This is a genomic window from Gluconobacter albidus, from assembly GCF_002005485.1.
Taxonomy (GTDB): Bacteria; Pseudomonadota; Alphaproteobacteria; order Acetobacterales; family Acetobacteraceae; genus Gluconobacter; species Gluconobacter albidus.
In genome coordinates, this window is record NZ_CP014689.1 from 1,776,402 (window position 1) to 1,798,985 (window position 22,584).

Genomic DNA, 22,584 nt, shown 5'->3' on the forward strand with positions numbered 1-22,584 from the left:
GCAAACAGAAACACGCCACTGCGCGAGTCTTCGCGAGGTGGCGTGTCCGGAAACAGAGTTGGTCTATATCCTTGCCGCCAGGGCGTCAAGGATATAGACGCAGAAACCTCGGTTTTCAGGGCATATCGTCCGGTTCACCCTCTGGCGGATGCCCCATCAGAGCCCTCATCTGCTCATGAAGCGCCTTGAGCTTGTCCATGGTCTCCTTGCCCTGCTGGCGCTGCGCTGGCGTCAGCAGATCATGAATCTGCTCCATGGTTTCAAGATGCAAAGCTGAGACCTTTGCCTTGAGCGCATTTTCCTGCCCGTTCAGATCCGTAAGCGCTGTGCGGTCCAGATCGCCCACAGCACTCAGGGCATCGCGGATCTTGTCCTCGATAGTCCGCCCTTCGAGACGCAGCGCATGCTCGTCCTGATGAGCCTTGTCAAAAATGGCCTTGAGCTTTGTCTTCTGGGCCGCCGTCAGCGTAACGCCCGGAGGAACAGGAGGCATCATATGGCCTGGGCCGCCACGCGGACCTCCCGGAGGAGGCTGTACCCAGTCAGCCGCATGATGCGCCTGCGCCGAAGCCACAAGAGGGGTTCCCATCAGGCCGAGAGCCGCAATGACGGGAAGAAAAGCAGTGGGACGAAGGATCGTCATGGACGTCATATCCTTGGAGGTTATGGCAGCCGGATAACGCACGGGGCGTCTCCATGACGTTCTAGATGGCACGCTTCAATGTTGCTGAGTTCCCCCTCCTCCGTTTCAAAGAGTAAGAGCACAAAGTATATGTAACACGACGACTTGACGGCGGATGCTTCCCGTCGCATGTAGCATCCCGATCTGTACAGAATCCTTCAAAGACGAAGTCTGCACGGATGGAGAGGTGGCCGAGTGGTTGAAGGCAGCGGTCTTGAAAACCGCCGTGCGTGGAAGCGTACCGTGGGTTCGAATCCCACCCTCTCCGCCAGATAAATCAAAAATTCCCAGACTTTTCAGAGAGTTATCTGATTTATCAAAATCAATCCCACCTTGGGTCCCATCTTAAAAAATGCGTCATCGTGCAGCGTCCGGACGCGATATGCGTCGTCCTGTAAATTTCCCGAAGTGACCTGCTGACTGAAATCCTGTCCTTCCCAGAGGCATCCAGATAATCTGAGGCCGCGCCTGAAGCAGCACTCCGCAAAAATTCGCTCAGTAATATCTTGAAATCGTCGCCCGTGTTCAGATAACGTTCTCTTGTTGGTTGACACTAAAGTATAGAAGACTTCTTACAGGGGAAGTGCACTACCTGCTTCTGATCGAAGCAGCAATTTTGCAGAATCCTGAACGCCCAAAAAACCAAACGAACCACGGTGTCATCGTTAGTTCCGCAAGGGACATGTTTGGACGGGCGTATCATGGACTTTATATTGGCGAGTCGTCTTTCGGATGACTTTTTTATAAGCCGTCGCGAAGCCGCGACACGGCTCTGTGTCTCTCTCTCAACAATTGATCGGTATGTCGCCGCTGGGGTTCTGCAGCGCTACAAGATCGGACCGCGTCGGACGCTCTTTCGGCTACGCGACGTCGAGCATCTCGTCCGTCGCGACGATGTCGGCTTTCAGGCACCTGCGCCAGTGCGCTTGAGGCCGGATTTCTAGTCATCTCGCCCCTTCAGGGCCAGATCCCCGCAAATCCCGCTTCAATGCTGAAAGTCGCCCCGATGTTTGATGTCGTTGAAACAGAATTTTCTTGGGAAGCTCCCTGGAGCTCTCTTGAAGTCAAAAATGTTGCCCAGGATTTTTTCTACTGGCTTCTCACGAATGTCTTCAGAGGCCCCACGGATGGAACTTATACAGATCCTGATCACCCGCAGGCCAGTTGGTCACTGTTGGACATTTCCAAAGCCATCGAGCGCTCTTTGCCGCGTGATATCGGCGCAAGGTGGTCCCGCGTTTATTTTGAAAGCCCAAATTTCTCGGACAGAAAAATAGATGAAATCATAGAGAGGCTGACACTGCGACAGCCCCATTCGATAACCAGGGGCCTGGACTTTTGGGCACAGACAGATGCACTCATGGAATTGCTGTTCGCCCGGACATCCTTCTGGTCTGATGCATTGACACTGGATGACCTTCTTCCGCAGCTGACATCAGGCCGGATGATCCAAGTTTATGACGAATACCGGAAGGCAGGTCTGCCACTCAATGTGATTGCAGAACACGTTCTCTTTTATAAAAGACCAATCCGATCCGATGAGCAGCGCGATGTTGCTCGCGCTGTGAGGGATCTTGGTTGGACACAGCATCGTACGGCTCAGGCCCGGCGTTGGATAGCGCCCCCTGATTTTCCATCGAGAGACCGAAACAAGCCCCGATGGCATCACAGGTGAAGCCCCTTTGAGGCACAGTGGAGAGCAGTACGCTGGCGGCCGCTGTAGAAGCAAATCTGACACCCCCAAGTTGTCAGTTAAGGGGGGGGCAAGCAGAATGTCGGTTATCGGGAAGGCCTGACCGGAAGCTGCCATTCGCAGCGTTCAAGTTCATAATGGCCTTAGACCGGAGCCGGTCATGCATATCAGTCTCTGTGAACGTCTGTTATTGGCGGGAAATTGCCGATGAGGCCGCGGAGAACGGCCGAACGATGGTGCCTCAAAAGCTTTTCGCCCTTAACAGATCAGCACAATGTCACCGTTGCCTACAATTTTGTAAACGTCGGGCAAATTATGGAGGTCGACTGCCGTACCACCATCCTCGAAGGCTTTGCCCACCGAGTAGCCATTGGCGAGGCTGCGATAGAAGGCTGCGCTGAACCGTTTCGCCGTCTCATCATCGACGGCATCCGTTGTGCCTACCACAACTGCACCCGTCGCTGCGATCGCCGCAGCTTGCGTTTCTGAATAGCAGGAATTAAGCACCACCACCTTCACGCCGCGGTCTCGAAATAGCCGCTGGAGCGCTTGTGCTCGAGCAACGATAGCATCACCGGTATCGCTCCGTAGTACGATGCCATCGGGACAACCATGACCACTGAAATGTACGATTTGAGGCCGATGTTCGCTGATTAGCCGCAACAGATCATCTGGCCTTGCCCCCGGACCTGAATGCAAGTGGACATTGTCGCGGTACAGCGTTCCACGGACCTGTTCATCGATGGCTCGCATCTCACCCTCGAGGTCCAGGGGATCTGCGCCTGTTGGAGCCGCAGTCAAGAGTAGTATTGTTAAACTTTTAGAAACATCGGACCGACTGGCTCCGGCTCCAATTTTTCCCTCCTGACGAAGGTGGGCGACTAGTTCGCGGACGCCATTCCGAGCCTCTGAGACCAGACCGGGCGGATAACCCAGCGCTTTAAGTTTGTTCTGCTCTTCCCGTGCAAGCATATTCGCAGCATTGTGCTGCGACATGCAGCGAGCAAACTCTTTTTCGCAGTGTTCTAGTTTCGACTTCTCCCGCGTCAAAACGACCGATGCTTCCTCCTCTGCGGCGAAGAGATCCTCGACAGGAAAACCGATGCGGTCAAATTCGGCCGCGATCTCTTTCAATCTATATTTGCTCGTAGACTGGATCTTGCCGATCAGTGACCTTGTCCGGTTACGTTGGCGTTCCAAGAGATCTTGGACATGCTCTCTGTCCGCGCCGACATTGCCCTCGTCCAAGCTCTGCTGCAGACGCTCGGCCCGCTGTAGACTTTCATGAATACTAGGTGATTGGGGATGATTTTCAGGGACGAGACGTAACTGATCCTCAAAAGACTTTGCACCTTTGTATGTTGCGAGAAATCGTTTCACTTCGCGACGCTCGCTCGTCAAAATTGCAATCTTTTGCACAACTTCCTTGCTTCGCGCCTCGACGTCTTCAATTCTGCGCTTGGCCCAATCCAATTTTGCCTGAGCCTCGTTGACCGGCCTCGCGCTAGCCTTCAGTCTCAAGCTCGCAGCCCGGACATAATGACCACAATCATTTACTTGGGCATCAAGGGTCCAGCGGCGCTCGAATTTCTGAAACGCATCGCTCAGTGGGACAAGAACATCCGTATACAAACTGCTGATCGGGTCGTCGGAGGCGATCGGCACGATGACGGGCCTGTCCCGAACGCTTTCTCCATCGACGAATATAAGGCAAGGCAGCGACGCCTCATCGAGCTCGAAATGCTTTTTCAGCACGGAAACGGCACCCTCGCTGACTCGCGCGGCGGCGTCTGCGAGGGGAGAACGGGTGTCCCATCTAAGCTGATCGGCGCGAGCGTCATCAAACCGGATAACAACCTTCTTGCCGCCGCGATTGCATTGGCTGGAGAAAGATACGCCGCTCGTTTTGTAACGATATTCGGTCCCACGAGAGCGAATTGCCATGGTCGATTGATCGCCGTGAAAGACGATGAACTCGACATGCTCCCCCAGTGTGCCATCAATCGTGCGAACACCGGCGACCAACTCCCGAAAGAACTCGGGCATTAGCGCTTGCCGAGCTAAGACAAAGCAGGCAACGGTGTTTGGCGCAAGTAGCTGGCTAAGGCCGCCGCGAGATAGTAATCCATCGATTAACTGATCAATGGACAGTTCACCGGCATCAATGACTCTCATGCGTTCGCTCTCCCCTTAGTTATGGAGAAAGTGACAACTTATGGCTCATCCCACAAGCGAGGTGAATTCCCATACTGATGCGAATGCGCACGTTGCAGTGCGGTAACCCAAACGATACGTCGGTGACAACGGCTTGGTCACAATCGCGTCTTGGCGCTGCTCGCCTGACAATGTCGGCTTTTGGGCAACCGTCATAACTGTTGGGTTGTCTAGCATGTAGGCGACTACGGCCTGTCTGCTTCACTTACATCGAGCAAACAGGCTATTTTCGGCTGAACGGAAGATCCATTTCTACGCTATGAATCATGTTTGTGAGAATACAAGAATATTATTAAACGCAGATAACACTGCTACGTCCATGAATGAAAAAGTAAATGATTTCCAAAATATTTCTATTACCCTTCAATTTTTATTTTTAGAAAATACCTTATCGAATATATTTCGTACTCTATTCAGAAAATAACTGAATCCGTTCTGATTAATTTCACCTCGCGCGAGCCTTTCAATATCCTCAATGCATTGAGAAGTCAGACATTGACCACCTTCAAGGACTTCGTACCAATCTCGGATACCTAGCATTTGGACCTCCTTGAGAAGACGCTCAATGCGTTCAAAAACTTCTTTGGAAAACAGCCATTTTGCGCCTCCAACGCGCCGAGAGAGTTGTAGCTTTGCGGCTTGGTATCTCCCGCTTAATACGGCTTTCTGGTCGTCATCCATATCGTGGTCTCGATACAGCACCGCTTCATGCTCTTCATACCACGCTTTCATCTCGTGAAGAGCTTCGAGGATTGCCGTATAACCGTCTGCTCTCCGCTCCCACATTTTTTCACGTTGAAATCGTTTTAGTGCGATGTTCGCTGTAAGAAGACTACTAATTACTGCCGAAAAAACACTGACTGCCAGTTGTCCTATATCCAAGGAAGAACCCTTACGAAGATGCACCACGTTTCCCGAAGATACTGACCTGTCTATAGCGCTATTTCAACTCGAAGAAGAATTTTATCACTCGTCTCCGTAACAATGCTTGACCGCGGCTACGTCTGATTTCTGGAAGGCTAAAAATCTGGTTAAATGGCTGATAAGAGGGCAATTTACGACGAAAGGTTTCATTTTCTTAAGGGCGCATTAACCAACTTCATGCAGAGTTCAGGAAAGTGTCATGGAGTCCTTTGAAATGACGACAATATCGGCAGCAAATAGCGGTCTCTTATTCGGTTATGGCGCTATTGAGAAAAATAAAAGTATATCACAAACCATTTCTAATGGAATTTCTGAATCTACGGATACGATTTCCGAGCGCACACAGACTGTGTGCGCGGAAGATGGGAATCAAACAGATAGCGTGGAGATCTCCACCTTTACTGAAAGTATGTCTCATACATCGGTAGGATACTGGCTGCCGTCTAAAAACGGTGGTTTAGGCGATTTCTGTACCGCAGGAACTAAAGTGAACGGTATAGACGCGAAAGATATTCCGGGCGCCGTCGCTGGAACACTAAGTTTCAACATGACAACCGGAAAGGCTGTGGCAGGAACATACTCGGCATCTGGTGAAGGTTCAGCTTCACTCCAGACCTTCAAAATAACTGACTCTCTTGGAGGCGTAAGTGCACAGTTCCAGACTGTTCAGGAAAAAGAAATTGATAGTCTCTTCGATATCAATGGCTCTGCGAAAGATACGAAACCCGAAAATGCTGCGGGTGGTCTGTCCCTGAAAGTCTAAAGGCCACTTCCCAGGCATGGAAAAAGTTAGAGAACTTGCCCCCCATGGCTTCGGGCATGAAGCCATGGGGATCCCTATCAAGTCGCTGCTCTCTGCTGTTCATCCATGGCATCCTAGCTTGGCTATGTACCGAAAGTTGCCGGTCTGCTGTCGGCCAGTCTCGCCCACGAGAGATCGAGCTACTCATGTCTGCTATGTGGACAGCGATGAAACGTCCTGGACGTCTGCCATGTAGGCGTAAGCGGACTTACCGGTTTCGCCTCATGCCGGTCATACAGACGCTTGGAAGAGTTTCCTAAAAGCCGACATTGCTAAGCTCAAGTCAATAGGCCGAGTTTGAGACTTTACCGCCGAGGGTAACGGTCATTCGGCTAGAGTACGCCACCTCCATCTTCTTCTAGCTGTCAGGTCGCGTTGACAAAAGGTCTATACGATCATCCTGAGATTTGATTGGTCCGCCTTTGCCATCCGAGCGTGGCCGTTGGGTACGACCATCCGGAGATAACCGCCGGTCTCTCCGCAGCGCGTGCGCATGGTCGCATGGGCGGCAGGAAGCCAAAGTTGAACACCAAGCAGATCAGACATATTAAAGCGTTGCTGACCCGAAGACTGGTGTTACCGAGTTGGCGCGCGATTACGGGGTGTCGCGAACGACAATCTACAAGCACTGAGGTGTTAGCAAGCTAAAGGGAACGGGAGCCCAATGAAATTCGCCTACGAAGACATGAACGATGGTCAATTCGAGACCTTAGTCGTTCTTTTATGTCAGCGGCTGCTTGGTGCTGCCGTTCAGGGCTTCGCAAAAGGGCCTGATGGTGGGCGCGATGCCAAGTTCGTCGGGACAGCGGAACTACACCCGAGCAAGTCAGCGCCGTGGGTCGGCACTACCATCGTCCAGGCCAAGCATACCAACGGCTATAACCGTAACTTCTCCGAGTCTGATTTCTTCAGCACGACGACCGCGAACACTGTGCTGGGCAAAGAAATTCCCCGCGTCAGGAAACTGCGTGAAGCCAAGCAGCTCGATCACTACATGCTGTTCGCCAACCGACGACTGTCGGGCAATGCCGAAACCGAGATACGCGACTACATCGCGTCTCAGTGCACCGTTCCAGCCTCGTCGATCTATCTCTGCGGACTGGAGCAACTAGAAATCTGGTTGAAGCGCTTCCCCGAGGTTGCAGGGGAAGCTGACATTGATCCGGTCGATTCACCGTTGATCGTCAGCCCCGATGACCTGGCCGAAGTAGTCCAGGCATTGGCTCGCCAGAAAGATGGCGTGGTCACACTACTTGACGATCCACCGACTGTGCGTGTGACCTACGAGCAAAAGAACGCACTCAACAATATGAGTGCCGAGTACGCAAAGGCGCAGCGGCGGAAGTACCTAAAGGACACTGCTCAAATTCGGACTTTCTTGGCAGCACCGGAAAACCTTGACTTGCTGCGTATGTACGAGTCTGTAGTCGATGAGTTCCAACTCAAGATCATCGCCAAGCGCAAGGACTATCAGACTTTCGACGAGGTTATGGAGTATCTGGTGGACCTGTTGTTCAACCGCGATGCTGTATTGCGGCAGCACGCGCACAAGCGTTTGACGCGCGCCGTAATGTTCTACATGTACTGGAATTGCGATATTGGGGAGGTGGGCGATGCTGCGGCCGAGCAAGCACTCTCATCCTGATCGCACCGTCATCAACGTCTCGTTGCTGCTGCTCGCTCGCCTGAAGGCTCGGCGCGTAGATGATTACGACGTGTTACGCAAGTTTGCGAAAAAAAGTGTTGTCGGCGGGGACGTGCTGTTCTTACCCGCGTTGAACTTTCTGTATCTCATGGGCTTGATCGAATATCGCCCCAAGACCGACGCCGTGGAGTACATGGGGCCAAATGAAGCTATCTAGACTTTATTCCAACAAGCCTGACTTGTTCGAGCCAGTGGAGTTCGTCCAGGGCCTGAACGTCGTCATGGCTGAAATTCGTCTGCCAGAGAACCGAAGCAAGGACACTCACAACCTCGGCAAGACCACGCTTGGGCGTTTGCTCGACTTTGGCTTCCTTGCCAAGCGCGATCCCAAGTTCTTTCTTTTCAAGCACGTCGATCTTTTCCAGGACCTCATCTTCTTCCTGGAGATTGAGCTGGAAGATGCTTCGTTCGTGACGATCCGGCGCGGCGTTGAAGAAGCCACCAAGATTAGCTTCAAGCGCCACGCGGCCGGGCATCAAGACTTATCTACATTGCCGCTGGCGGAATGGGACCACCAAGACATGCCCTTCGAGCGGGCGCGCGACTTGTTGGATGGATTGCTCGATTGGCGCGCACTCAAGCCCTGGGGGTTCCGCAAAGGCTTGGGCTACCTGCTGCGCTCCCAGGACGATTTCCGCGACGTGTTTCATCTGCGTAAGTTCGCGGCTGCGCATTCGGATTGGAAGCCTTTTCTGGCTCACATTCTCGGCTTTGACGCTCAACTCGTGGCGCAGCACTACGAGAAGGAAAAACAGCTTACGGAGAAACAATCAACCGCGCAGACCATTAAGAACGAACTGGGCGGGTCCATTGAAGACATCAGCAAGATCGAGGGCATTCTGTTGCTCAAGCAGAAAGAGGCTGAGAAGAAGCAGAAACTGCTCGACGCCTTCGACTTCCGCGCGCAGGACAAGCACAGCACTAAGCAGTTGGTCGATGACATCGACGAACGCATCGCGGCGCTCAATGCTGAACGCTACTCTCTCAACCAGAACAAGAAGAAGATCATCACATCACTGGAGGAGGATCAGATCCTCTTCAACCCTGACGAGGCGCAGCGTCTGTTTGAGGAAGTCGGCGTCCTGTTCAACGGGCAGATCAAGAAAGATTTTCAGCAGTTGATTGCCTTCAATCGGGCCATTACCGATGAGCGCCAAGGCTATCTGCAGGAAGAACGCGTGGAGGTTGAGGCTGAGCTTAAGCGCATTAATACAGAACTGAATACCCTGGGCAAGAAGCGCTCGGAGATGCTGTCGTTCCTGAGCGGTACCGATATCTTTGGCAAGTACAAGCAGGTGTCCGACGAAATGGTGACGCTGCGTGCCGACATTACTTCTCTGGAGCGTCAACGCGGTTTCCTGCATCGTCTGCAGGGGCTGCGAACCGAGATTAGGGCGTTGACCGAAGAGCGTGGGCATCTTCAGACCCAGATTGAGGCGAATGTCGAGAAGCAAAACTCTGATCAGAACAGCTTGTTTTCGGCAATCCGCGTATTTTTCAGTGAGATTGTCGAAGAGGTGATCGACCGCAAGGCGTTGCTGAGCGTATCGCCGAACCAGGTGGGACATCTGGAGTTCAAGGCGGAAATTCTCGATGAGTCAGGTAACGCAACCAGCGCCGACCTTGGACACACGTACAGAAAATTGCTGTGCATAGCCTTCGACTTGGCCATCCTGCGTGCGCACTTGGACGACAAGTTTCCGCGTTTCGTTTACCACGATGGCGTGTTCGAGTCCTTGGACGATCGCAAGAAAGAGAATCTGCTGATAGTCATTCGTCGATATGCCGAGATGGGGCTGCAGCCAATTATTACACTCATAGATTCTGATATGCCAGCTCGCGCTGCTGATGAGGGGGCGGTGTTTTCAGCTGATGAAGTTATTATCACGTTACACGATGAGGGCCAGCACGGGCGCCTCTTCAAAATGAAGGCGTGGTGACAAAGAAGATATGGGGCGTTTGGTACTTACTCGACTAAGGCATCGGCAATGGTGCTGCGTCAGGAGAGGAAGGTTGCGGGCGCGAATGATTGAAGATGGTGTTCATTATGGCATCACATATAATTTTAGTCGTATGTCGTTAAAAAAAGAAAATTTTCCCAATCAAACAGCAATCGAGTGGGAATTGTAGTTGCGATTATTTCGCGGTTTTGAATGTCCGATTTTTCAAGTTTCCATGCGAAACCGGACAGTCCGTTTGCCCCCCTTAGCTGCCCGGGCGGCCAGATGCCGTGATCAGAGACCGGCCATTTGGCTTGAACATTCATACCCTGTCGGGAATCATCTGTTTTGCGACAGGGTTAAGGGACTCATGCTATACCTACAGAAACGAGCAGCATGTCGCCTCACGCGGTCAATGCCGTCCTGTCAGCGATCCGCCCGAAAACGGATATAATTCTACATCGGAATGATTTGCCTCTTGAAACTGCGCCTACGCATCTCCACAAAAATGGAGTGATCGCTGTCTGTAAGTGGGAACCGAGCTTACGAGCGATCTAGTGACGCTTATGTTGGGGGATTTTTTAATGAAGGTTGTGAGTGAGAATTCCGGAACTGACCCTCTGTATAGCAAGGTCAAGGCCGACAGCGGTAACATGGTGAGCGGCGGGGCCGCCTTACTTGTTCGAGCCAAAGCAGTAGACGGCCCGAGCAATTTAATTGGAATTGCAGTCAACGCCGCGCTCGATGCGTCCAACGCTGCGGTGAATTTGAGACACCGCAAAAAACTGCGTGTGGTGAGCTAAATATTTTTCGGTAATTTATCAGGCCTGTTGCTCAATTTTTCGACTATCATACAGGCTTTCTAAGCTCACTTACGCTGGGTTCTTCACTCATCGTGAGATGTCCGCTCCTAGGAGTAATCGCTAAGGAGCGGACCATCCGTTACCCCCCCATAGCGGACAAATTTCTTCTCCCCAGCGTCCCTCAGAACCTGGAGAGCAGGATATTCCCCCGACTGCGGGAGCGGCGTTCATATCCGCAGCGCCGCAGCACCGGAAAGACGTCCTGGGCCCACCGGCCATGCTCGGTATCTTCCATGATGAGATGATCAGGCCAGAACGCTGCCGGCGCCTCGCGAAAAAACGGTAGGAGCGCCCGGTCTTCGTAGCCTTCGATGTCAATTTTCAGAACATGCACGGCCGTCACATCGCAGGCCTGCAGAATGTCCAGAAGCGGACGGATCTGAACTGCAGCGCCGTGTCCCGCACCGATCCGCCCCCCACCGAAATCCCCGTTCACCTGCACGAGCTGACCAGAGCCCTCCTGATCGCCTACCGCGACACGCAAGAGATCGGCCCGCATCCCGTTCAGCCTCATATTGGTGGCCAGCCGTTCGAACAGGACCGGGTTCGGTTCGATGGCAATGACGCGGACCTCCCGCTGGGCGGCATAGAGGGAGAAAAACCCCATATTCGCACCGACATCCACAAACGTGCCGCCTTTCGGCAGATGACGACGCAGCCATTTCAGCTCACGATGATTGTAGCACGCGCCACATACCGCTGATTTTGCATCCGTCTGGTTGTCATGGGGATAAAACCGCACTTTCAGCCCGAACAGGGTCGCATCAACAGGACCTGAGGAGCAGTCTTTTTTAAACCGCTCAATGAAAGGCCGACGCAAACGGCTGTACCCCAAGGGTGTGTTGAAAAAGGCTTTCCGGATCTTCTTCTGCACGTCCGTCAACGGATAGGTACCAAAAGGAAGGGCCCGCGCAGGGCCGTGTCCGTCCAGCACAATGTGCTCAGAAGACGGGTCTGAGTGTTCTGACATAAAAGATGATGACCGTATGGAAGGGAACAACAGGGCTTCGATGAAGCAAACGGCAGGGTCAGGACGTGCTGTGTCCGATGGACCGATCCGTCACAGTTTCCCGACCTCGCGGCAGAGCTGGAGCAGACCGCCCATCCGCTGCTGCAGCACAGCCCCGAGCACCATCACGCCTTCCAGCAGGCGCGCGCCTTCCGTGTCCGCCCGCAGGCTCTCGAGGCGCCCTTTGAGCAGCGCATGCTCGATCTCGATCAGCCGCAGCACGTCGTGTAGGCCGGCATGCAGGTCCTCGAGGCCGGCTGGACGGGGTGGTGGCAACAGTGGATCTTCAGGCATGACAATCCCTTGGACAAAAATGTCGGTTTCATGCGAGGATCTGACGATGACGAGTCACGGGCCACGCAACATTTCGATGTCAAGAGATACGGTTTTCCGACTTCCATATCAAGCGGAATATCGTATTCATGCCTCATTTCCGAATGAGGACCCTCTGCGTGCCCCGACATTCCAGGCGAAAGCGTAAACTCATGGACGACCAGATCCGCCTGATGCGCGAACGTGGCGAGCGCCTCCGCGAAGCGGCGCAGAGTATTGGCATCACCCATGCTGCCAAGGCGGCGGGTGTGCCGTATACGACCCTGAGGGACTATATGAATGGCGGGGAGATGAAATTCTCCGCCCTTGCGTCACTGGCCCGGGTCTGCGGTGTGTCCCTGGACTGGATCGCCTTTGGCATGGCCAGCGGTTCACCATCCGGGGCGACAGCGGTCCAGACCACCTCGACCCGTCAGATCGTCGTTCCCTGGTATGATCATCATGAAGACGGCTTGCGGATTGGTCGCGACTGGTTACAGAGCGTGATCCCCCGGAACCTTACGTCCCTCTGCCTCATCAGCAATGCAGGCGATGCGATGGAGCCGACTTTGTCCTCAGGCGATCTGGTCATCGTGGACCGGAGCGTCACGACCGTGACGGGCAGCGCGCTCTATGCGCTGGAGAGCGCTGGCGCCGTGCTGATCCGTCGTCTTGATCCCAAACTCGGTGGCGGGGTCCGGGTGATTGCTGATAATCATCGCTACCCGCCCCAGGACGTTGAAGCTGATCGCCTGGACTGCTTCAAGCTGCTCGGCGAAGTGGTCTGGATCGGCGGCGTGCCTCATCCCTGAGGCGTTTGCGATATACGGGAACCTGTTTTTCGAAACAGGCGCATATCCGTATTGACGATGCACGGGAAATCGTAGATCATCTGACTTGTTGAGTTCGCCGGGTGGCAGGGCCGTCCTGCCACACAGGAACTGCAAGGAGCTGGCGATGATGTCTTTGTCCCGTTGTGTCTTCCGGTCTGGCCCCTGTTCTTGCCTGTCAGGGGGCGTCTGACATGGTCGTCTCCCTCCTTCTTGTCCTGATCGTTCTTCTCCTGCTGGTTCTGGCGCTGGGATCGTCGGTCAGGCTGTTCGCGTGGCTGAAGGCCCGCGACGTTCTGTCCCCTGCGGCTCTGATGCTGGGCACGGCGCTGGTCGTTCGGGTCATCTTCCACGCCCACTGGGGGAGATAAGCGCTCATGACGTCTTCAACAGACGGTTTGTACAGCGAGGCGACCGAAGCAAAACGCGCGGCCCGTCTGGCTGCCTATCTCGAAGAGTATGGTGCCGAGGAAGACGAGACACGGCTTCTGCTGAGATACGTCTCGTGGTTCGGAGCGGGCATCTGTCTTTTGTGCGACATCGCTCTTGCTCTGCCCTGGCATCCGCTCTTTGCGTTCGTTCTGGGCATGAGCTGTTGGACGGCTCCGCGAGAACCATTGCTTCGAAAACTGAAAGCCGCTGAAGACCGCCGCAGGCTTCGCGGGCTGGACTGAGACGGTCCGTTCGTTCTTCGGCAGGTCGCCCGCTTTTTTTCAATTGTCCCGTCAGCAACTGTTTTTGCAAAAACAGCAAAGGATCCCGCATGTCTGCACGTCTTCTTAGAACCCTTGCCGTCACATTGTCTCTCAGCGGACTAATCGCCCTGACAGGCTGTGCCTCGGAAGGCAACGAAGCCCTCAAAAACGAGACCAGCGCCTCCATCGATCAGAAGATCCATGATGGCGTGACCACCAAGGAGCAGGCCCGGGCGCTGTTCGGAGATCCGCGCGAGAGCACGTTCACCGATAGCGGCCATGAGCAGTGGCGCTATGCGTTTACCAACGCCTCGTCTGACGCGGCGAACTTCATTCCGCTCTATGGCGACCTGCATCAGGGCACCCATGGCACAGAAAAGACGCTGACCGTGATCTTCAACGGCGACGTCGTCTGGCATCACACCATGAATGCCTCCGCTGTCAAAACTGGCAGTGGGCTGTTCTGAGGTTACAGGAGGGAAAGCCCCCTCTGCTGTTGCGAGCAGAGGGGGTTAACCCAGGCCGCTGAAGAGCTGGATGCATCGTCCGGGTCTGAGGGCATTTTCAAACCTTCCTAAGTCACCGTCGACGCCTCCGCTGGTCACTCAGTCTTCCAGCATGGCAGGACCTTGAGGCAGACAACTCCACTCTGCGGCCTGACCGAAGGGTTCCTCCTCGCCAGGCGGTGGAGAGACGACATTGCCTGACAGCACCAGCAGCCGGTTCAGCGGCTCCCACTCAAGAAGTGTTTCAAGCAGAGCAGTTGCGCAGTTCAAACGCAGAAAAGGGCTGTCCTGCGTCAGTTCTGTCATCAGGTCTGTCCGGAGTTCGAGGACGGATTCCTGCAAGCCGCACGGCCGCAACCAGGACGCCCGCTGTCGTGCGAGCCGGTACAGGCAGAGATCATACGGTGGCCGATCCTGCGGTCCACCCAGTATGCGGCGCAGGAAGGACATGTGAAATCCCGCCAGAACAAAGGGTCGCGGGGCATCCACCGGCATCAGGGCCCGGAACAGGGGATCGCTGATGGTCAGGGCAGGCTGCCCATGCTCATCGAGGCTTTCCTCCAGATGACCCGAGGAACGCCGGGGGGTGCCGAGCCAGAGAAGGCTGCGCCCTTCGACAAAGCCGTCCCTCTGCAACAGCGTGACGGGAGCGCCCGCATAGGGCGCTCCTTTCTGATCCGGCGTGATATCGAGGAGCTTCAGGCGCGTGATGGGCCAGCGCGGCAGCCGGATCGGACCAGGGGTCATGACCCGCCTCCCGCGCGAAGCTGCGCTACCAGGGCGAGGAAACGCTTCTGTAACTGCGCTGGCTCAAGGAGGTCGTTGAGATACCAGATCTCGGGCGTAAGGCGCTGCTGCCGGTACACCTCCAGCCGTCGGTCAAACTGGGCCAGCAGATGCGCTTCCCATTCATTGCGCGTCACACGGTCCGCACCGCAGGCGCCTACAACCTCAACGTACCGAACCCGATCCTGAAACCGGATCCCCAGATCCGAGAAGAAGCGTACCGGTGCCGCGATCTGGATGGGGGGCTCGACGTCCAGTGTAATGTCGGAGGGGGTAACCGGACGCAGGGCTTCCCAGAGGATCCGCTCCGGCGTGGAGTTGAGCTGCGTCCCATCTTCAGCAATTTTCCCTCCTGTCGGCAGATCGTTCCAGCACGCCATGGCCGCTTTGATGACTGCCGCCCAGGCCCAGGTTCCGCAGTCGCCAAGCCGGGTCAGGTGTTGCCCGGCCGGTGTTGGGATATAACGAAACAAGGAGCTGGGCGGCTGAGTGCGCAGACGCAGGCTCAGTTCGCGATATAGGCGGAGGTCGTCCGGTGTTGGCTCGAAAAATGAGCGCACCTGACGGGGCACGGTCGCAGCAGCGACCGGGGTTTTTGTAAGAAGCATAGAGCATCCAGATTTTTGTAGGGAGGATATGAGAGGCCGACGCTGTTCGGCCTGTCGGTGTCAGGCGTTACAGGAAGCTGGCCTCGGGGCCTTGGCCAGTCCAGATTGCTTCGATTAGCCGGGCTGCGGCATGAATGCGGACAAGGTCCGAAGCTGGATGAACGCCTGACCGGTCTTCCGCTGCAAACCGGGCCAGAAGGGCTTCGGTCGTGTTCCCGGTTTCCACCAGCTCTGGCGCAAGCTGGTGCATCAGATCGGCAAGGGTCATGACCTGCGGCCTCTCTGACGACCAGGGACCAAGCCAGGCCGTCTCCTGCACCCCCATGAGCAGAACGAGATCTGGATGCAGGCCAGGAGAAAGAAAAGCGCCATCTTCAGTGTGCTCTGCTGCACCAACTGGTGACGGCATGGGCTGCTGCAGGATCTGGTCCCGCAGAGCCTGTCTGTGTGCCGGGTCCTGATCGGCCTCCTGACAGGGAAACCACAGGCCCAACCGTTCAGCCACGGGCACGGGTTCGGCCCGGGACAGAACAAGATCGTACAGACAGACGGCAGTCCCGGTCGGCCGGAGCGGAGCGTTCGGGCGATCGCGGGAGGAGACAAGACCCATCAGGCGGACAGCCAGGTCCGTGCACAGGAAGGACGTCATGTCCGGTCTCCTGCGTTCTCCGTCAGCGCTCTGTTCAGTGAGCGGACTGTCTGCGCCAGAACGATCAGCGTGCCCTCAAGCCGCGTGTCGCTGGTGAAGGCTCCGGGCTGTGCGATCACATCGCGCAGGGTGGGAAGAACGACGCCTGCCAGGACGGCGTGGGTGTCAAAAAGCGTGTCGAGTTCGGTGAATGATCTGGTCATTGCGAAAGGCTCCAGAAAGAAGGAAGCTCCAGAGAGAACAGACCGTTCTGGTCGCACGGCGACCATTCCAGCTCACGCCCCGCGTGAGCCCTCTGGGGTGAGGACCAGCCCGGTCCTCCCTTGCGAAGCCAAAAAAACGACAGAACCCTTTTGATCATTTTCCGTCGTGAGAGAGAGGAAGAGAGGTTGAGTTCTGCACCGCCGCCCTCCGGGGGGCGCGTGCAGGTCCGGATGACGCGTCACAGCGTGATGCGGACGCCCCCCCCTAAGGGCACGAAAATGAAACGGTTTTAAGGGACTGTTTTAAAAGGGTTTTCGGAGCTTTGCGCCAAAAACCCGGTATCGTGCCATCTTAAGCGATCTGACAGCCCGATTTTCATGGCGCAGTGCCATGGTCTGCAGTTGCTGATCGGGTATCACTCTGATCCACTCTCGGCGTGTGACGCTTGAATGACGCATCCCGGGTCCGCGCGATGGCAAGATGACGCATGGATGACGCATGCGTGACGCGTCATCGGGCCTTTGAGGGGTCTTCAGTGCGATCAGCAGAATTCACGCATTTTGCCATAGACGCGGAGATGGGGTTCTGAAGGCGATGGAATCCTTCCAGACCCGGAAAGGTTTTCTGAAGTTTGAGACCCGGTCAGGCGTCTGGATCCCCGATGTCAGAGTCTTTCCAGGTCAAGAGCGGGGCGCTGTCAGGATTGGGACGCGAAGGCTTTGCGACCGCCTCACTGGATTGCCCGGCACAGAAGCGTTCCCAGGCATGCATCATCTCGGCACGCCTGTTGAAGAGATCCCCCCGGCGATAGGCCGCCTCGACCTTGTCACCGATGGTGTGGGCCAAAGCCATTTCGGCGACCTCGCGTGGAAAGTCGGTTTCCTCGGCCGCCCAGTCCCGGAAGCTGGAGCGCAAACCATGGATCGTCACATCCTTCGTGCCTGCGGCCTGATGGAGGGCTTTGGAGACCGCGACATCGCTCAGCGGTGATCCGACCCGGCCACCAGGAAACACGAAACTGTCCTCACCGATACTGGATCTCAGGGTCTGGACTTTATACAGCAAAGCCATCGCTCCGTTCGTCAGGGGCACACGATGCTCCCGCCCGGCCTTCATCCGCTCGGCCGGGATGGTCCAGATCTTTTTCTTCAGATCGATTTCCGACCACAGGGCCTTGCGGACCTCGCCAGACCGGGTGGCGGTCAGGCAGACGAACCGTGCAGCAAGAGCTCCTACCCCATGCTCGGCGCTGAGCCGACTGTAGACCGGCGGGAGATCGCGATAGGGCAAGGCGGCATGGTGCACCACCTTCGTGACGGCCGTGGGTTTGGGAAGGATGTTGGCCAGGTGCCCCCGCCAGCGGGCCGGGTTCTCACCCTCCCGCCAGTGATGGCTCTGTGCATAGTCCAGAATACGCTCCATCCGTCCACGCAGCCGTGTTGCGGTTTCGGTCGTGCTCTCCCAGATGGGTCGCAGGACAGCGAGCACATCCTCTGTCTGCACGCTGCCAATCGGTCTCGGGCCGAGGACGGGATAAACATGACGCTCCAGAGAGCTGCGCCACATGGGGGCTGAGCGCGGATCTTTCCAGCCCGGCGCCTGCTCGGTGATGTACTGCTCGGCAACCTGCGCGAAGGTGCGCTCCTGAACGGTTTCTCCCTTCTGCCGGGCTTTCTCTTCGAGAGGGTCGAGCCCTTCCAGAAGCAGGCGCCGGTTCTCGGTCGCCCGGAGCCGGGCATCGGCCAGAGAAATATCCCGGGCGGGACCGAGTCCCATCTCCCGTCTTTTGCCGGTCTTTGGGCTTTTATAGCGAAAGGTCCAGGCTCGGGTGTCGCCCCGGACGGTAATCCATAGATTTCCGCCATCGCCGTGAACCCCGTCTTTGAGGGAGGCGACCTTACGAACATTCATCTGATTCGGCGGAAGCTTGCTCATGGCTTTTCAGTCCCATCTTCCGTCCCACCTTACGGGATGGGTTTCAGTGCGTCTATCTGCTTCTTCAGGATGGCATGAATTTCCGTAAAACCATGAAAAACAAGGGTTATTGCGCTGATCCGCCCTTTCATGACGCCCTACATCGGCGGACACCCTCTCCGCCAGAAAAAAATCAAAAATCTCAAGATTTCTTAGACATTTGCTTGATTTAGCGAATTTTGTTCCGACTTCAGAAATGCGTCGTCGTACGGCGCCCAGACATGATACGCATCGTGCTATATGTTCATGAATGCGATTTGGTCGCTGGAGAAGACTGAACGGCAGTTGAAAGCATTCCACTTTCACCTGCGCATGTTTCAATATCCTGTCTGAACTTCATATTCTCATCGCCCCAGGCCTTGAGAGCCATGATGACGGGCTCGAGGGTCCGTCCGCGTGGAGTGAGGCTGTATTCCACCTTTGGCGGAACTTCCGGGTAAACCGTCCGTAACACGAACCCGTCGCGCTCCAGTTCGCGCAGCTGGGTTGTCAGCATTCTCTGGGTGATATTGGGCAGGCGCTTGCGGATGGCGTTGAAGCGTAATGTCCCCTGAAGCAGGTGATAGAGGATCACACCTTTCCATTTGCCGTCGATGAGCTGAAGCGTTGCTTCAACAGCGCAGCCGGGGCTGCAATCAAGCGACTGATGGCGGATGCGGGTCATAACGGTATCATTTCCGACACTATGGGCGTTAAAAGTGCGTTCTTGTCTGAAAACAGCATAGTGCTCACTCTTCTCCTCATTCAACAGAGGAGCAGACATCATGCGGGCCATCGGTTATCAGACGCCGTTTCCCATCGAAAATCCGGCGTCCCTTCAGGACATCGATCTGCCGAAGCCTGTTCCCACGGGGCGGGATCTTCTGGTGGAGATCAGGGCTGTGTCGGTCAATCCGGTTGATACAAAGGTCCGTCGCAGTGCGACACCAGAGGCAGGTCAGTGGCGTGTTCTGGGCTGGGATGCGGCGGGTATTGTCGTCGGCACCGGACCGGAGGTCACGGATTTTTCTGTCGGCGACGAGGTCTTCTATGCGGGCGCAATCAATCGCCCGGGGACCAACGCGGAGTTTCATCTGGTTGATGAACGGATTGTCGGTCGCAAACCCCACTCTCTGAACTGGGCCGAAGCCGCGGCCTTACCGCTGACCGCAATCACGGCCTGGGAAATGCTTTTCGATCGTCTGGACATTCGTCGGCCTGTCCCGGGAACGACGTCCTCCATTCTGATCATCGGGGGCGCAGGCGGGGTCAGTTCCATGGCGATCCAGCTGGCCAAGGTGCTGACTGATATCACGGTCATTGCCACGGCTTCGCGCCCCGAAACGCAGGACTGGGTCAGATCTCTCGGGGCAGATTACGTGATCGATCACGGCAAGCCTCTGGCAGAACAGGTTGCCGCCCTTCCTACGGGCGCTCCCGGTTTTGTCTTTTCGACGACGCAGACAGATCGACACCTGGCAGAGATCGTCGAACTTCTGGCCCCTCAGGGACATTTCGGCCTGATTGATGATCCGGCTGAACTCAATGCCGTACCGCTCAAGCGCAAAAGCCTGTCCCTGCACTGGGAACTGATGTTTACGCGTTCACTGTTCGAAACGGCAGACATCAGCGCACAGGGGAAACTCCTGAACGACGTGTCGCGGCTCGTAGAGGAAGGTCGTCTTCGCACGACGCTCGGCAAAAATCTCGGTCTCATCACTGCCGCCAATCTGCGAGAGGCTCACGCTCTGATCGAGAGTGGTCAGGCCAAAGGCAAAATCGTTCTCGAGGGTTTCTCTCCCTGAACGGAGACGACCATGACGAAAACAACCAAAGCGCTTGAGAGGAGCAGACCTCATGAATGACGAAGAACATCTGATGACCCTGAACCGGATGGGAGGTCGCTTCGATCTCAATAAAATTACGACGGCGTTTCCCGAAACAGCGGACACGATGCTGCTGGACACCTATCTGACCGACAAGCCGGAAGCCAGTATCCGGGTCTTCCGGATCTATCGGGACGTGCCGCCGCATTATCATACCCAGTGCGATGAAGTGCTCCATGTCCTGTCCGGGACAGGCACGTTCTGGATTGGTAATCCCAAGGAGGAGGCCCCGTTTGCCCCCGGCCATCTTCTGGTGTTCCCCCGTCGGGCCGTGCATGCCGTACCCCGCATTCTGAGCCATCCAGTCGTTTTTCTGGCCATTGATACGCCGCGACGGGCTCCAGACGACGTGGTGTTCGTGGATCCTGCCGACGGCACACCCTCCGGTTTTATCGCAGGGATCTGACGATACGATGGCCGTTATTACTCTGGAGCTTCGCAGACAGATTATCGAACGATCCCTGGAATTCCCGCGATCTTCTCGGCGAGAAAATCCACGCAGAGCCTGACACGCGTCAGGCCTGCCCTTTCCGGCGAAATCAACATACTGAGTGGCGAGGACGTCAGTTCATAGTCCGGCAGGACGCGTTCAAGGCGGCCGTCAGCGAGGCAATCTTCCACAAGCCAGAGATGCGCAGGACCAAACCCTCGGCCAGCCAGAAAAGCTTCGCGCGCCGCAAGCCCGTGATCCACCGTCAGGCGCCCGCGAAACGGCAGGGTTGTGCGCCTGCCGTCAGGCCCCAGAAGAACCAGCCTGTCGGAGCCTTGCACCCGTGAAAGGCGAATTCCCTCCAGATCAATCAGATCCGCTGGTACTTGAGGTCTGCCATGAGCCGCCAGCCAGACTGGTGAAGCAACCAGAACACGATGGCTTTCACCCAGAGCGCGCAGCTTCAGCGCGCTATCCGTCAAAGGACCCAGGCGGAGAGCAATATCAACACCTTCCTGCACCAAATCAATCCGCTCATCCGTCAGGCTGAATTCAATACGGATGCCGGGATGGCTGTCCTGAAAAGCAAAGATCAACTGGCTGATATGAAGAACCCCCAAGGCGGCCGTGCAGGATATCCGGATTGTGCCGGCCGTCGCCTGTTGCGTGTCCCGCATTTCCTGGCTCGCCTGCTCCACGAGGCATAGAATTTTCAGGCAGTGCTCATAATACCGCATGCCCTCATCGGTCAGTGCCACACGCCGTGTCGTACGGGTGAAGAGCGACACACCAAGCGCCTGTTCCAGTTCATGGAGATGCCGCGTGATGGTGGACTGACCATGTCCGAACTCCCGCGCAACGGCTGTCAGGTTTCCCCGTTCGGCAATGCGTACGAAGGTCCTCATCCGGTCGAGTGTGACGTCATATTGTTCCATAAAATGGCAGAGTCCTATTCATACCAGAGCTATAGAGGAACAATATCCGGTCGCCTATTCTGAGGGAGTTTCAATTCCCCTATCGAGCGAGAAAAGACTCATGAATGTTCTGATTGTCTTCGCCCATCCTGAGCGGCAATCGCTGAATGGTGCCCTGCTTGATGTGGCCCTCAGTGAACTGCATGCTCAGGGACATCAGGTTCAGGTTTCCGACCTCTATGCCATGAACTGGAAAGCCACTGTCGATCGTGACGATTTTCCTGGACTCAAGCCAACTGACCGCCTGAAAGTCGCGGCAGAATCATCCAGAGAATTTGCAGCCCATACCCTCACGGACGACGTCAAAGCGGAGCAGGAAAAACTGCTCTGGGCTGATACCGTGATCCTCCAGTTCCCGCTCTGGTGGTTCGCAATGCCTGCAATTCTCAAGGGATGGGTTGATCGCGTGTATGCCTGCGGCTTCGCATACGGGGTCGGCGAACACAGCGACAGTCGCTGGGGAGACCGTTATGGCGAAGGCGTCATGGCCAGAAAGCGCGCCATGCTCATCGTCACCACAGGCGGCTGGCTGGAGCATTACTCTGCACGTGGGATCAACGGTCCGATCGACGATTTACTATTCCCGATCCACCACGGCATTCTGTTCTATCCGGGCTTTACAGTGCTACCGCCGTTCGTGGCCTATCGTGTTGATCGCACCGACGAAGCAAAATTCGCTGTCATGGCAGATGACCTTCGCGAACGGATCAGAACGCTAAACGATACGCCTCCTATCGCCTACCGGCAGCAGAACGAAGGCGATTATCAGATTCCCACCATGCAACTTCTGCCGGATCTCGAAGAACCGGGCGTCAAAGGCTTCGCTCTGCACCTTCAGAACAAAAAAGGCTGATTCCTCTCTCCGGGGGTGGCTCTTCGAAACATTCGGTAAGCCTCCTTCCCCGAGTTCTGAAAAAAA

At 55.8% G+C, this 22,584-nt stretch carries 25 protein-coding genes and 1 tRNA gene; 14 read left to right on the forward strand and 12 right to left on the reverse strand.

Translation table 11 applies throughout. The features are described from left to right. Positions 1 to 115 precede the first annotated feature (115 nt). Positions 116 to 643: a Spy/CpxP family protein refolding chaperone gene (locus A0U94_RS08075; protein ID WP_244177973.1), complete on the reverse strand. Its 528-nt coding sequence runs from the start codon at positions 641 to 643 to the stop codon at positions 116 to 118. A 220-nt stretch (positions 644 to 863) separates the two neighbouring features. Between A0U94_RS08075 and A0U94_RS08080 the strand changes: the two genes are divergently transcribed. Both A0U94_RS08080 and A0U94_RS08090 read left to right on the forward strand, forming a co-directional pair. Then, a tRNA-Ser gene (locus A0U94_RS08080) sits at positions 864 to 953 on the forward strand. Between the two features lie 717 nt (positions 954 to 1,670). Further along, a complete protein-coding gene (locus A0U94_RS08090; protein ID WP_149026721.1) occupies positions 1,671 to 2,357 on the forward strand; it encodes a hypothetical protein in 687 nt (228 codons plus the stop codon). A 276-nt stretch (positions 2,358 to 2,633) separates the two neighbouring features. Here A0U94_RS08090 and A0U94_RS08095 read toward each other — a convergent pair whose 3' ends face one another. Then, positions 2,634 to 4,550, reverse strand: a complete 1,917-nt coding sequence (locus A0U94_RS08095) for a CHAT domain-containing protein (RefSeq protein ID WP_077803044.1) — start codon at positions 4,548 to 4,550, stop codon at positions 2,634 to 2,636. Positions 4,551 to 4,952: 402 nt separating this feature from the next. Beyond that, a complete protein-coding gene (locus tag A0U94_RS08100) occupies positions 4,953 to 5,495 on the reverse strand; it encodes a hypothetical protein (protein ID WP_149026723.1) in 543 nt (180 codons plus the stop codon). A 217-nt stretch (positions 5,496 to 5,712) separates the two neighbouring features. On the opposite strand from A0U94_RS08100, the gene A0U94_RS08105 reads away from it, so the two are divergent. The 5 genes from A0U94_RS08105 to A0U94_RS08125 all read left to right on the forward strand — a co-directional run bounded on the left by A0U94_RS08105 (position 5,713) and on the right by A0U94_RS08125 (position 10,763). Further along, positions 5,713 to 6,276: a hypothetical protein gene (locus tag A0U94_RS08105; RefSeq protein ID WP_077803046.1), complete on the forward strand. Its 564-nt coding sequence runs from the start codon at positions 5,713 to 5,715 to the stop codon at positions 6,274 to 6,276. Positions 6,277 to 6,979: 703 nt separating this feature from the next. Next, entirely contained in the window at positions 6,980 to 7,960 is a 981-nt protein-coding gene (locus A0U94_RS08110; protein WP_077803047.1) for an ABC-three component system protein, read from the forward strand. Further along, positions 7,929 to 8,177, forward strand: coding sequence for an ABC-three component system middle component 8 (locus A0U94_RS08115; RefSeq protein ID WP_045543180.1), 249 nt, complete (start codon positions 7,929 to 7,931; stop codon positions 8,175 to 8,177). The genes A0U94_RS08110 and A0U94_RS08115 overlap by 32 nt, the downstream gene beginning before the upstream one ends. Further along, positions 8,164 to 9,960, forward strand: a complete 1,797-nt coding sequence (locus tag A0U94_RS08120; protein ID WP_077803048.1) for a DUF2326 domain-containing protein — start codon at positions 8,164 to 8,166, stop codon at positions 9,958 to 9,960. The genes A0U94_RS08115 and A0U94_RS08120 overlap by 14 nt, the downstream gene beginning before the upstream one ends. Before the next feature lie 584 nt (positions 9,961 to 10,544). After that, entirely contained in the window at positions 10,545 to 10,763 is a 219-nt protein-coding gene (locus tag A0U94_RS08125; protein ID WP_149026725.1) for a hypothetical protein, read from the forward strand. A gap of 181 nt (positions 10,764 to 10,944) precedes the next feature. On the opposite strand, the gene A0U94_RS08130 is transcribed toward A0U94_RS08125, so the two are convergent. Then, on the reverse strand, positions 10,945 to 11,793 hold the full coding sequence (locus A0U94_RS08130) for an FkbM family methyltransferase (RefSeq protein ID WP_077803050.1): 849 nt from the start codon (positions 11,791 to 11,793) through the stop codon (positions 10,945 to 10,947). 90 nt (positions 11,794 to 11,883) lie between these two features. Further along, positions 11,884 to 12,126, reverse strand: a complete 243-nt coding sequence (locus tag A0U94_RS08135; RefSeq protein ID WP_007284186.1) for a hypothetical protein — start codon at positions 12,124 to 12,126, stop codon at positions 11,884 to 11,886. A gap of 191 nt (positions 12,127 to 12,317) precedes the next feature. On the opposite strand from A0U94_RS08135, the gene A0U94_RS08145 reads away from it, so the two are divergent. The 4 genes from A0U94_RS08145 (at position 12,318) to A0U94_RS08160 (ending at position 14,136) form a co-directional block, all read left to right on the forward strand. Then, positions 12,318 to 12,956 (forward strand): LexA family transcriptional regulator, encoded by a 639-nt coding sequence (locus A0U94_RS08145; protein WP_077803052.1) that lies wholly within the window; start codon positions 12,318 to 12,320, stop codon positions 12,954 to 12,956. Between the two features lie 212 nt (positions 12,957 to 13,168). Beyond that, entirely contained in the window at positions 13,169 to 13,345 is a 177-nt protein-coding gene (locus tag A0U94_RS08150; protein WP_244177975.1) for a hypothetical protein, read from the forward strand. A gap of 6 nt (positions 13,346 to 13,351) precedes the next feature. Beyond that, positions 13,352 to 13,648: a hypothetical protein gene (locus A0U94_RS08155; RefSeq protein WP_077803054.1), complete on the forward strand. Its 297-nt coding sequence runs from the start codon at positions 13,352 to 13,354 to the stop codon at positions 13,646 to 13,648. A gap of 89 nt (positions 13,649 to 13,737) precedes the next feature. Next, a complete protein-coding gene (locus A0U94_RS08160) occupies positions 13,738 to 14,136 on the forward strand; it encodes a hypothetical protein (RefSeq protein WP_077803055.1) in 399 nt (132 codons plus the stop codon). 138 nt (positions 14,137 to 14,274) lie between these two features. On the opposite strand, the gene A0U94_RS08165 is transcribed toward A0U94_RS08160, so the two are convergent. From A0U94_RS08165 to A0U94_RS08190, 6 genes are all read right to left on the reverse strand, one after another. Further along, positions 14,275 to 14,922: a hypothetical protein gene (locus tag A0U94_RS08165; RefSeq protein ID WP_077803056.1), complete on the reverse strand. Its 648-nt coding sequence runs from the start codon at positions 14,920 to 14,922 to the stop codon at positions 14,275 to 14,277. After that, complete coding sequence (locus A0U94_RS08170; protein WP_063904808.1) at positions 14,919 to 15,569, reverse strand: hypothetical protein; 651 nt, start codon at positions 15,567 to 15,569, stop codon at positions 14,919 to 14,921. Before A0U94_RS08170 ends, A0U94_RS08165 begins: the two co-directional genes overlap by 4 nt. 67 nt (positions 15,570 to 15,636) lie before the next feature. Further along, the gene (locus A0U94_RS08175; protein ID WP_077803057.1) at positions 15,637 to 16,218 is read right to left on the reverse strand and encodes a hypothetical protein; all 582 of its coding nucleotides are present in this window, start codon (positions 16,216 to 16,218) and stop codon (positions 15,637 to 15,639) included. Beyond that, positions 16,215 to 16,421, reverse strand: a complete 207-nt coding sequence (locus tag A0U94_RS08180) for a hypothetical protein (RefSeq protein ID WP_048843891.1) — start codon at positions 16,419 to 16,421, stop codon at positions 16,215 to 16,217. The genes A0U94_RS08175 and A0U94_RS08180 overlap by 4 nt, the downstream gene beginning before the upstream one ends. 643 nt (positions 16,422 to 17,064) lie before the next feature. After that, positions 17,065 to 18,357 (reverse strand): tyrosine-type recombinase/integrase, encoded by a 1,293-nt coding sequence (locus A0U94_RS08185; RefSeq protein ID WP_077803058.1) that lies wholly within the window; start codon positions 18,355 to 18,357, stop codon positions 17,065 to 17,067. A gap of 283 nt (positions 18,358 to 18,640) precedes the next feature. Further along, on the reverse strand, positions 18,641 to 19,060 hold the full coding sequence (locus tag A0U94_RS08190; RefSeq protein WP_167369400.1) for a winged helix-turn-helix transcriptional regulator: 420 nt from the start codon (positions 19,058 to 19,060) through the stop codon (positions 18,641 to 18,643). 100 nt (positions 19,061 to 19,160) lie between these two features. Here A0U94_RS08190 and A0U94_RS08195 point away from each other — a divergent pair, with 100 nt between their 5' ends. Then, positions 19,161 to 20,180 (forward strand): zinc-binding alcohol dehydrogenase family protein, encoded by a 1,020-nt coding sequence (locus A0U94_RS08195; RefSeq protein WP_077803060.1) that lies wholly within the window; start codon positions 19,161 to 19,163, stop codon positions 20,178 to 20,180. Positions 20,181 to 20,232: 52 nt separating this feature from the next. Beyond that, entirely contained in the window at positions 20,233 to 20,667 is a 435-nt protein-coding gene (locus tag A0U94_RS08200) for a cupin domain-containing protein (RefSeq protein ID WP_077803061.1), read from the forward strand. Between the two features lie 41 nt (positions 20,668 to 20,708). On the opposite strand, the gene A0U94_RS08205 is transcribed toward A0U94_RS08200, so the two are convergent. Further along, the gene (locus A0U94_RS08205; RefSeq protein ID WP_077803062.1) at positions 20,709 to 21,626 is read right to left on the reverse strand and encodes a LysR family transcriptional regulator; all 918 of its coding nucleotides are present in this window, start codon (positions 21,624 to 21,626) and stop codon (positions 20,709 to 20,711) included. Positions 21,627 to 21,726: 100 nt separating this feature from the next. Between A0U94_RS08205 and A0U94_RS08210 the strand changes: the two genes are divergently transcribed. Further along, positions 21,727 to 22,518 (forward strand): NAD(P)H-dependent oxidoreductase, encoded by a 792-nt coding sequence (locus A0U94_RS08210; RefSeq protein ID WP_077803063.1) that lies wholly within the window; start codon positions 21,727 to 21,729, stop codon positions 22,516 to 22,518. Positions 22,519 to 22,584: the final 66 nt, after the last annotated feature.

Excerpts from the sequence above, each read along its gene's own strand:
- A0U94_RS08075 (WP_244177973.1), bottom strand. The coding sequence starts at position 643 with ATGACGATCCTTCGTCCCACTGCTTTTCTTCCCGTCATTGCGGCTCTC.
- A0U94_RS08200 (WP_077803061.1), top strand. The coding sequence starts at position 20,233 with ATGAATGACGAAGAACATCTGATGACCCTGAACCGGATGGGAGGTCGC.
- A0U94_RS08175 (WP_077803057.1), bottom strand. The coding sequence starts at position 16,218 with ATGACGTCCTTCCTGTGCACGGACCTGGCTGTCCGCCTGATGGGTCTT.
- A0U94_RS08210 (WP_077803063.1), top strand. The coding sequence starts at position 21,727 with ATGAATGTTCTGATTGTCTTCGCCCATCCTGAGCGGCAATCGCTGAAT.
- A0U94_RS08090 (WP_149026721.1), top strand. The coding sequence starts at position 1,671 with ATGCTGAAAGTCGCCCCGATGTTTGATGTCGTTGAAACAGAATTTTCT.
- A0U94_RS08170 (WP_063904808.1), bottom strand. The coding sequence starts at position 15,569 with ATGCTTCTTACAAAAACCCCGGTCGCTGCTGCGACCGTGCCCCGTCAG.
- A0U94_RS08130 (WP_077803050.1), bottom strand. The coding sequence starts at position 11,793 with ATGTCAGAACACTCAGACCCGTCTTCTGAGCACATTGTGCTGGACGGA.
- A0U94_RS08155 (WP_077803054.1), top strand. The coding sequence starts at position 13,352 with ATGACGTCTTCAACAGACGGTTTGTACAGCGAGGCGACCGAAGCAAAA.
- A0U94_RS08180 (WP_048843891.1), bottom strand. The coding sequence starts at position 16,421 with ATGACCAGATCATTCACCGAACTCGACACGCTTTTTGACACCCACGCC.
- A0U94_RS08205 (WP_077803062.1), bottom strand. The coding sequence starts at position 21,626 with ATGGAACAATATGACGTCACACTCGACCGGATGAGGACCTTCGTACGC.
- A0U94_RS08185 (WP_077803058.1), bottom strand. The coding sequence starts at position 18,357 with ATGAGCAAGCTTCCGCCGAATCAGATGAATGTTCGTAAGGTCGCCTCC.
- A0U94_RS08195 (WP_077803060.1), top strand. The coding sequence starts at position 19,161 with ATGCGGGCCATCGGTTATCAGACGCCGTTTCCCATCGAAAATCCGGCG.
- A0U94_RS08110 (WP_077803047.1), top strand. The coding sequence starts at position 6,980 with ATGAAATTCGCCTACGAAGACATGAACGATGGTCAATTCGAGACCTTA.
- A0U94_RS08120 (WP_077803048.1), top strand. The coding sequence starts at position 8,164 with ATGAAGCTATCTAGACTTTATTCCAACAAGCCTGACTTGTTCGAGCCA.
- A0U94_RS08115 (WP_045543180.1), top strand. The coding sequence starts at position 7,929 with ATGCTGCGGCCGAGCAAGCACTCTCATCCTGATCGCACCGTCATCAAC.
- A0U94_RS08150 (WP_244177975.1), top strand. The coding sequence starts at position 13,169 with ATGGTCGTCTCCCTCCTTCTTGTCCTGATCGTTCTTCTCCTGCTGGTT.
- A0U94_RS08125 (WP_149026725.1), top strand. The coding sequence starts at position 10,545 with ATGAAGGTTGTGAGTGAGAATTCCGGAACTGACCCTCTGTATAGCAAG.
- A0U94_RS08160 (WP_077803055.1), top strand. The coding sequence starts at position 13,738 with ATGTCTGCACGTCTTCTTAGAACCCTTGCCGTCACATTGTCTCTCAGC.
- A0U94_RS08190 (WP_167369400.1), bottom strand. The coding sequence starts at position 19,060 with ATGACCCGCATCCGCCATCAGTCGCTTGATTGCAGCCCCGGCTGCGCT.
- A0U94_RS08145 (WP_077803052.1), top strand. The coding sequence starts at position 12,318 with ATGGACGACCAGATCCGCCTGATGCGCGAACGTGGCGAGCGCCTCCGC.
- A0U94_RS08105 (WP_077803046.1), top strand. The coding sequence starts at position 5,713 with ATGGAGTCCTTTGAAATGACGACAATATCGGCAGCAAATAGCGGTCTC.
- A0U94_RS08135 (WP_007284186.1), bottom strand. The coding sequence starts at position 12,126 with ATGCCTGAAGATCCACTGTTGCCACCACCCCGTCCAGCCGGCCTCGAG.
- A0U94_RS08165 (WP_077803056.1), bottom strand. The coding sequence starts at position 14,922 with ATGACCCCTGGTCCGATCCGGCTGCCGCGCTGGCCCATCACGCGCCTG.
- A0U94_RS08095 (WP_077803044.1), bottom strand. The coding sequence starts at position 4,550 with ATGAGAGTCATTGATGCCGGTGAACTGTCCATTGATCAGTTAATCGAT.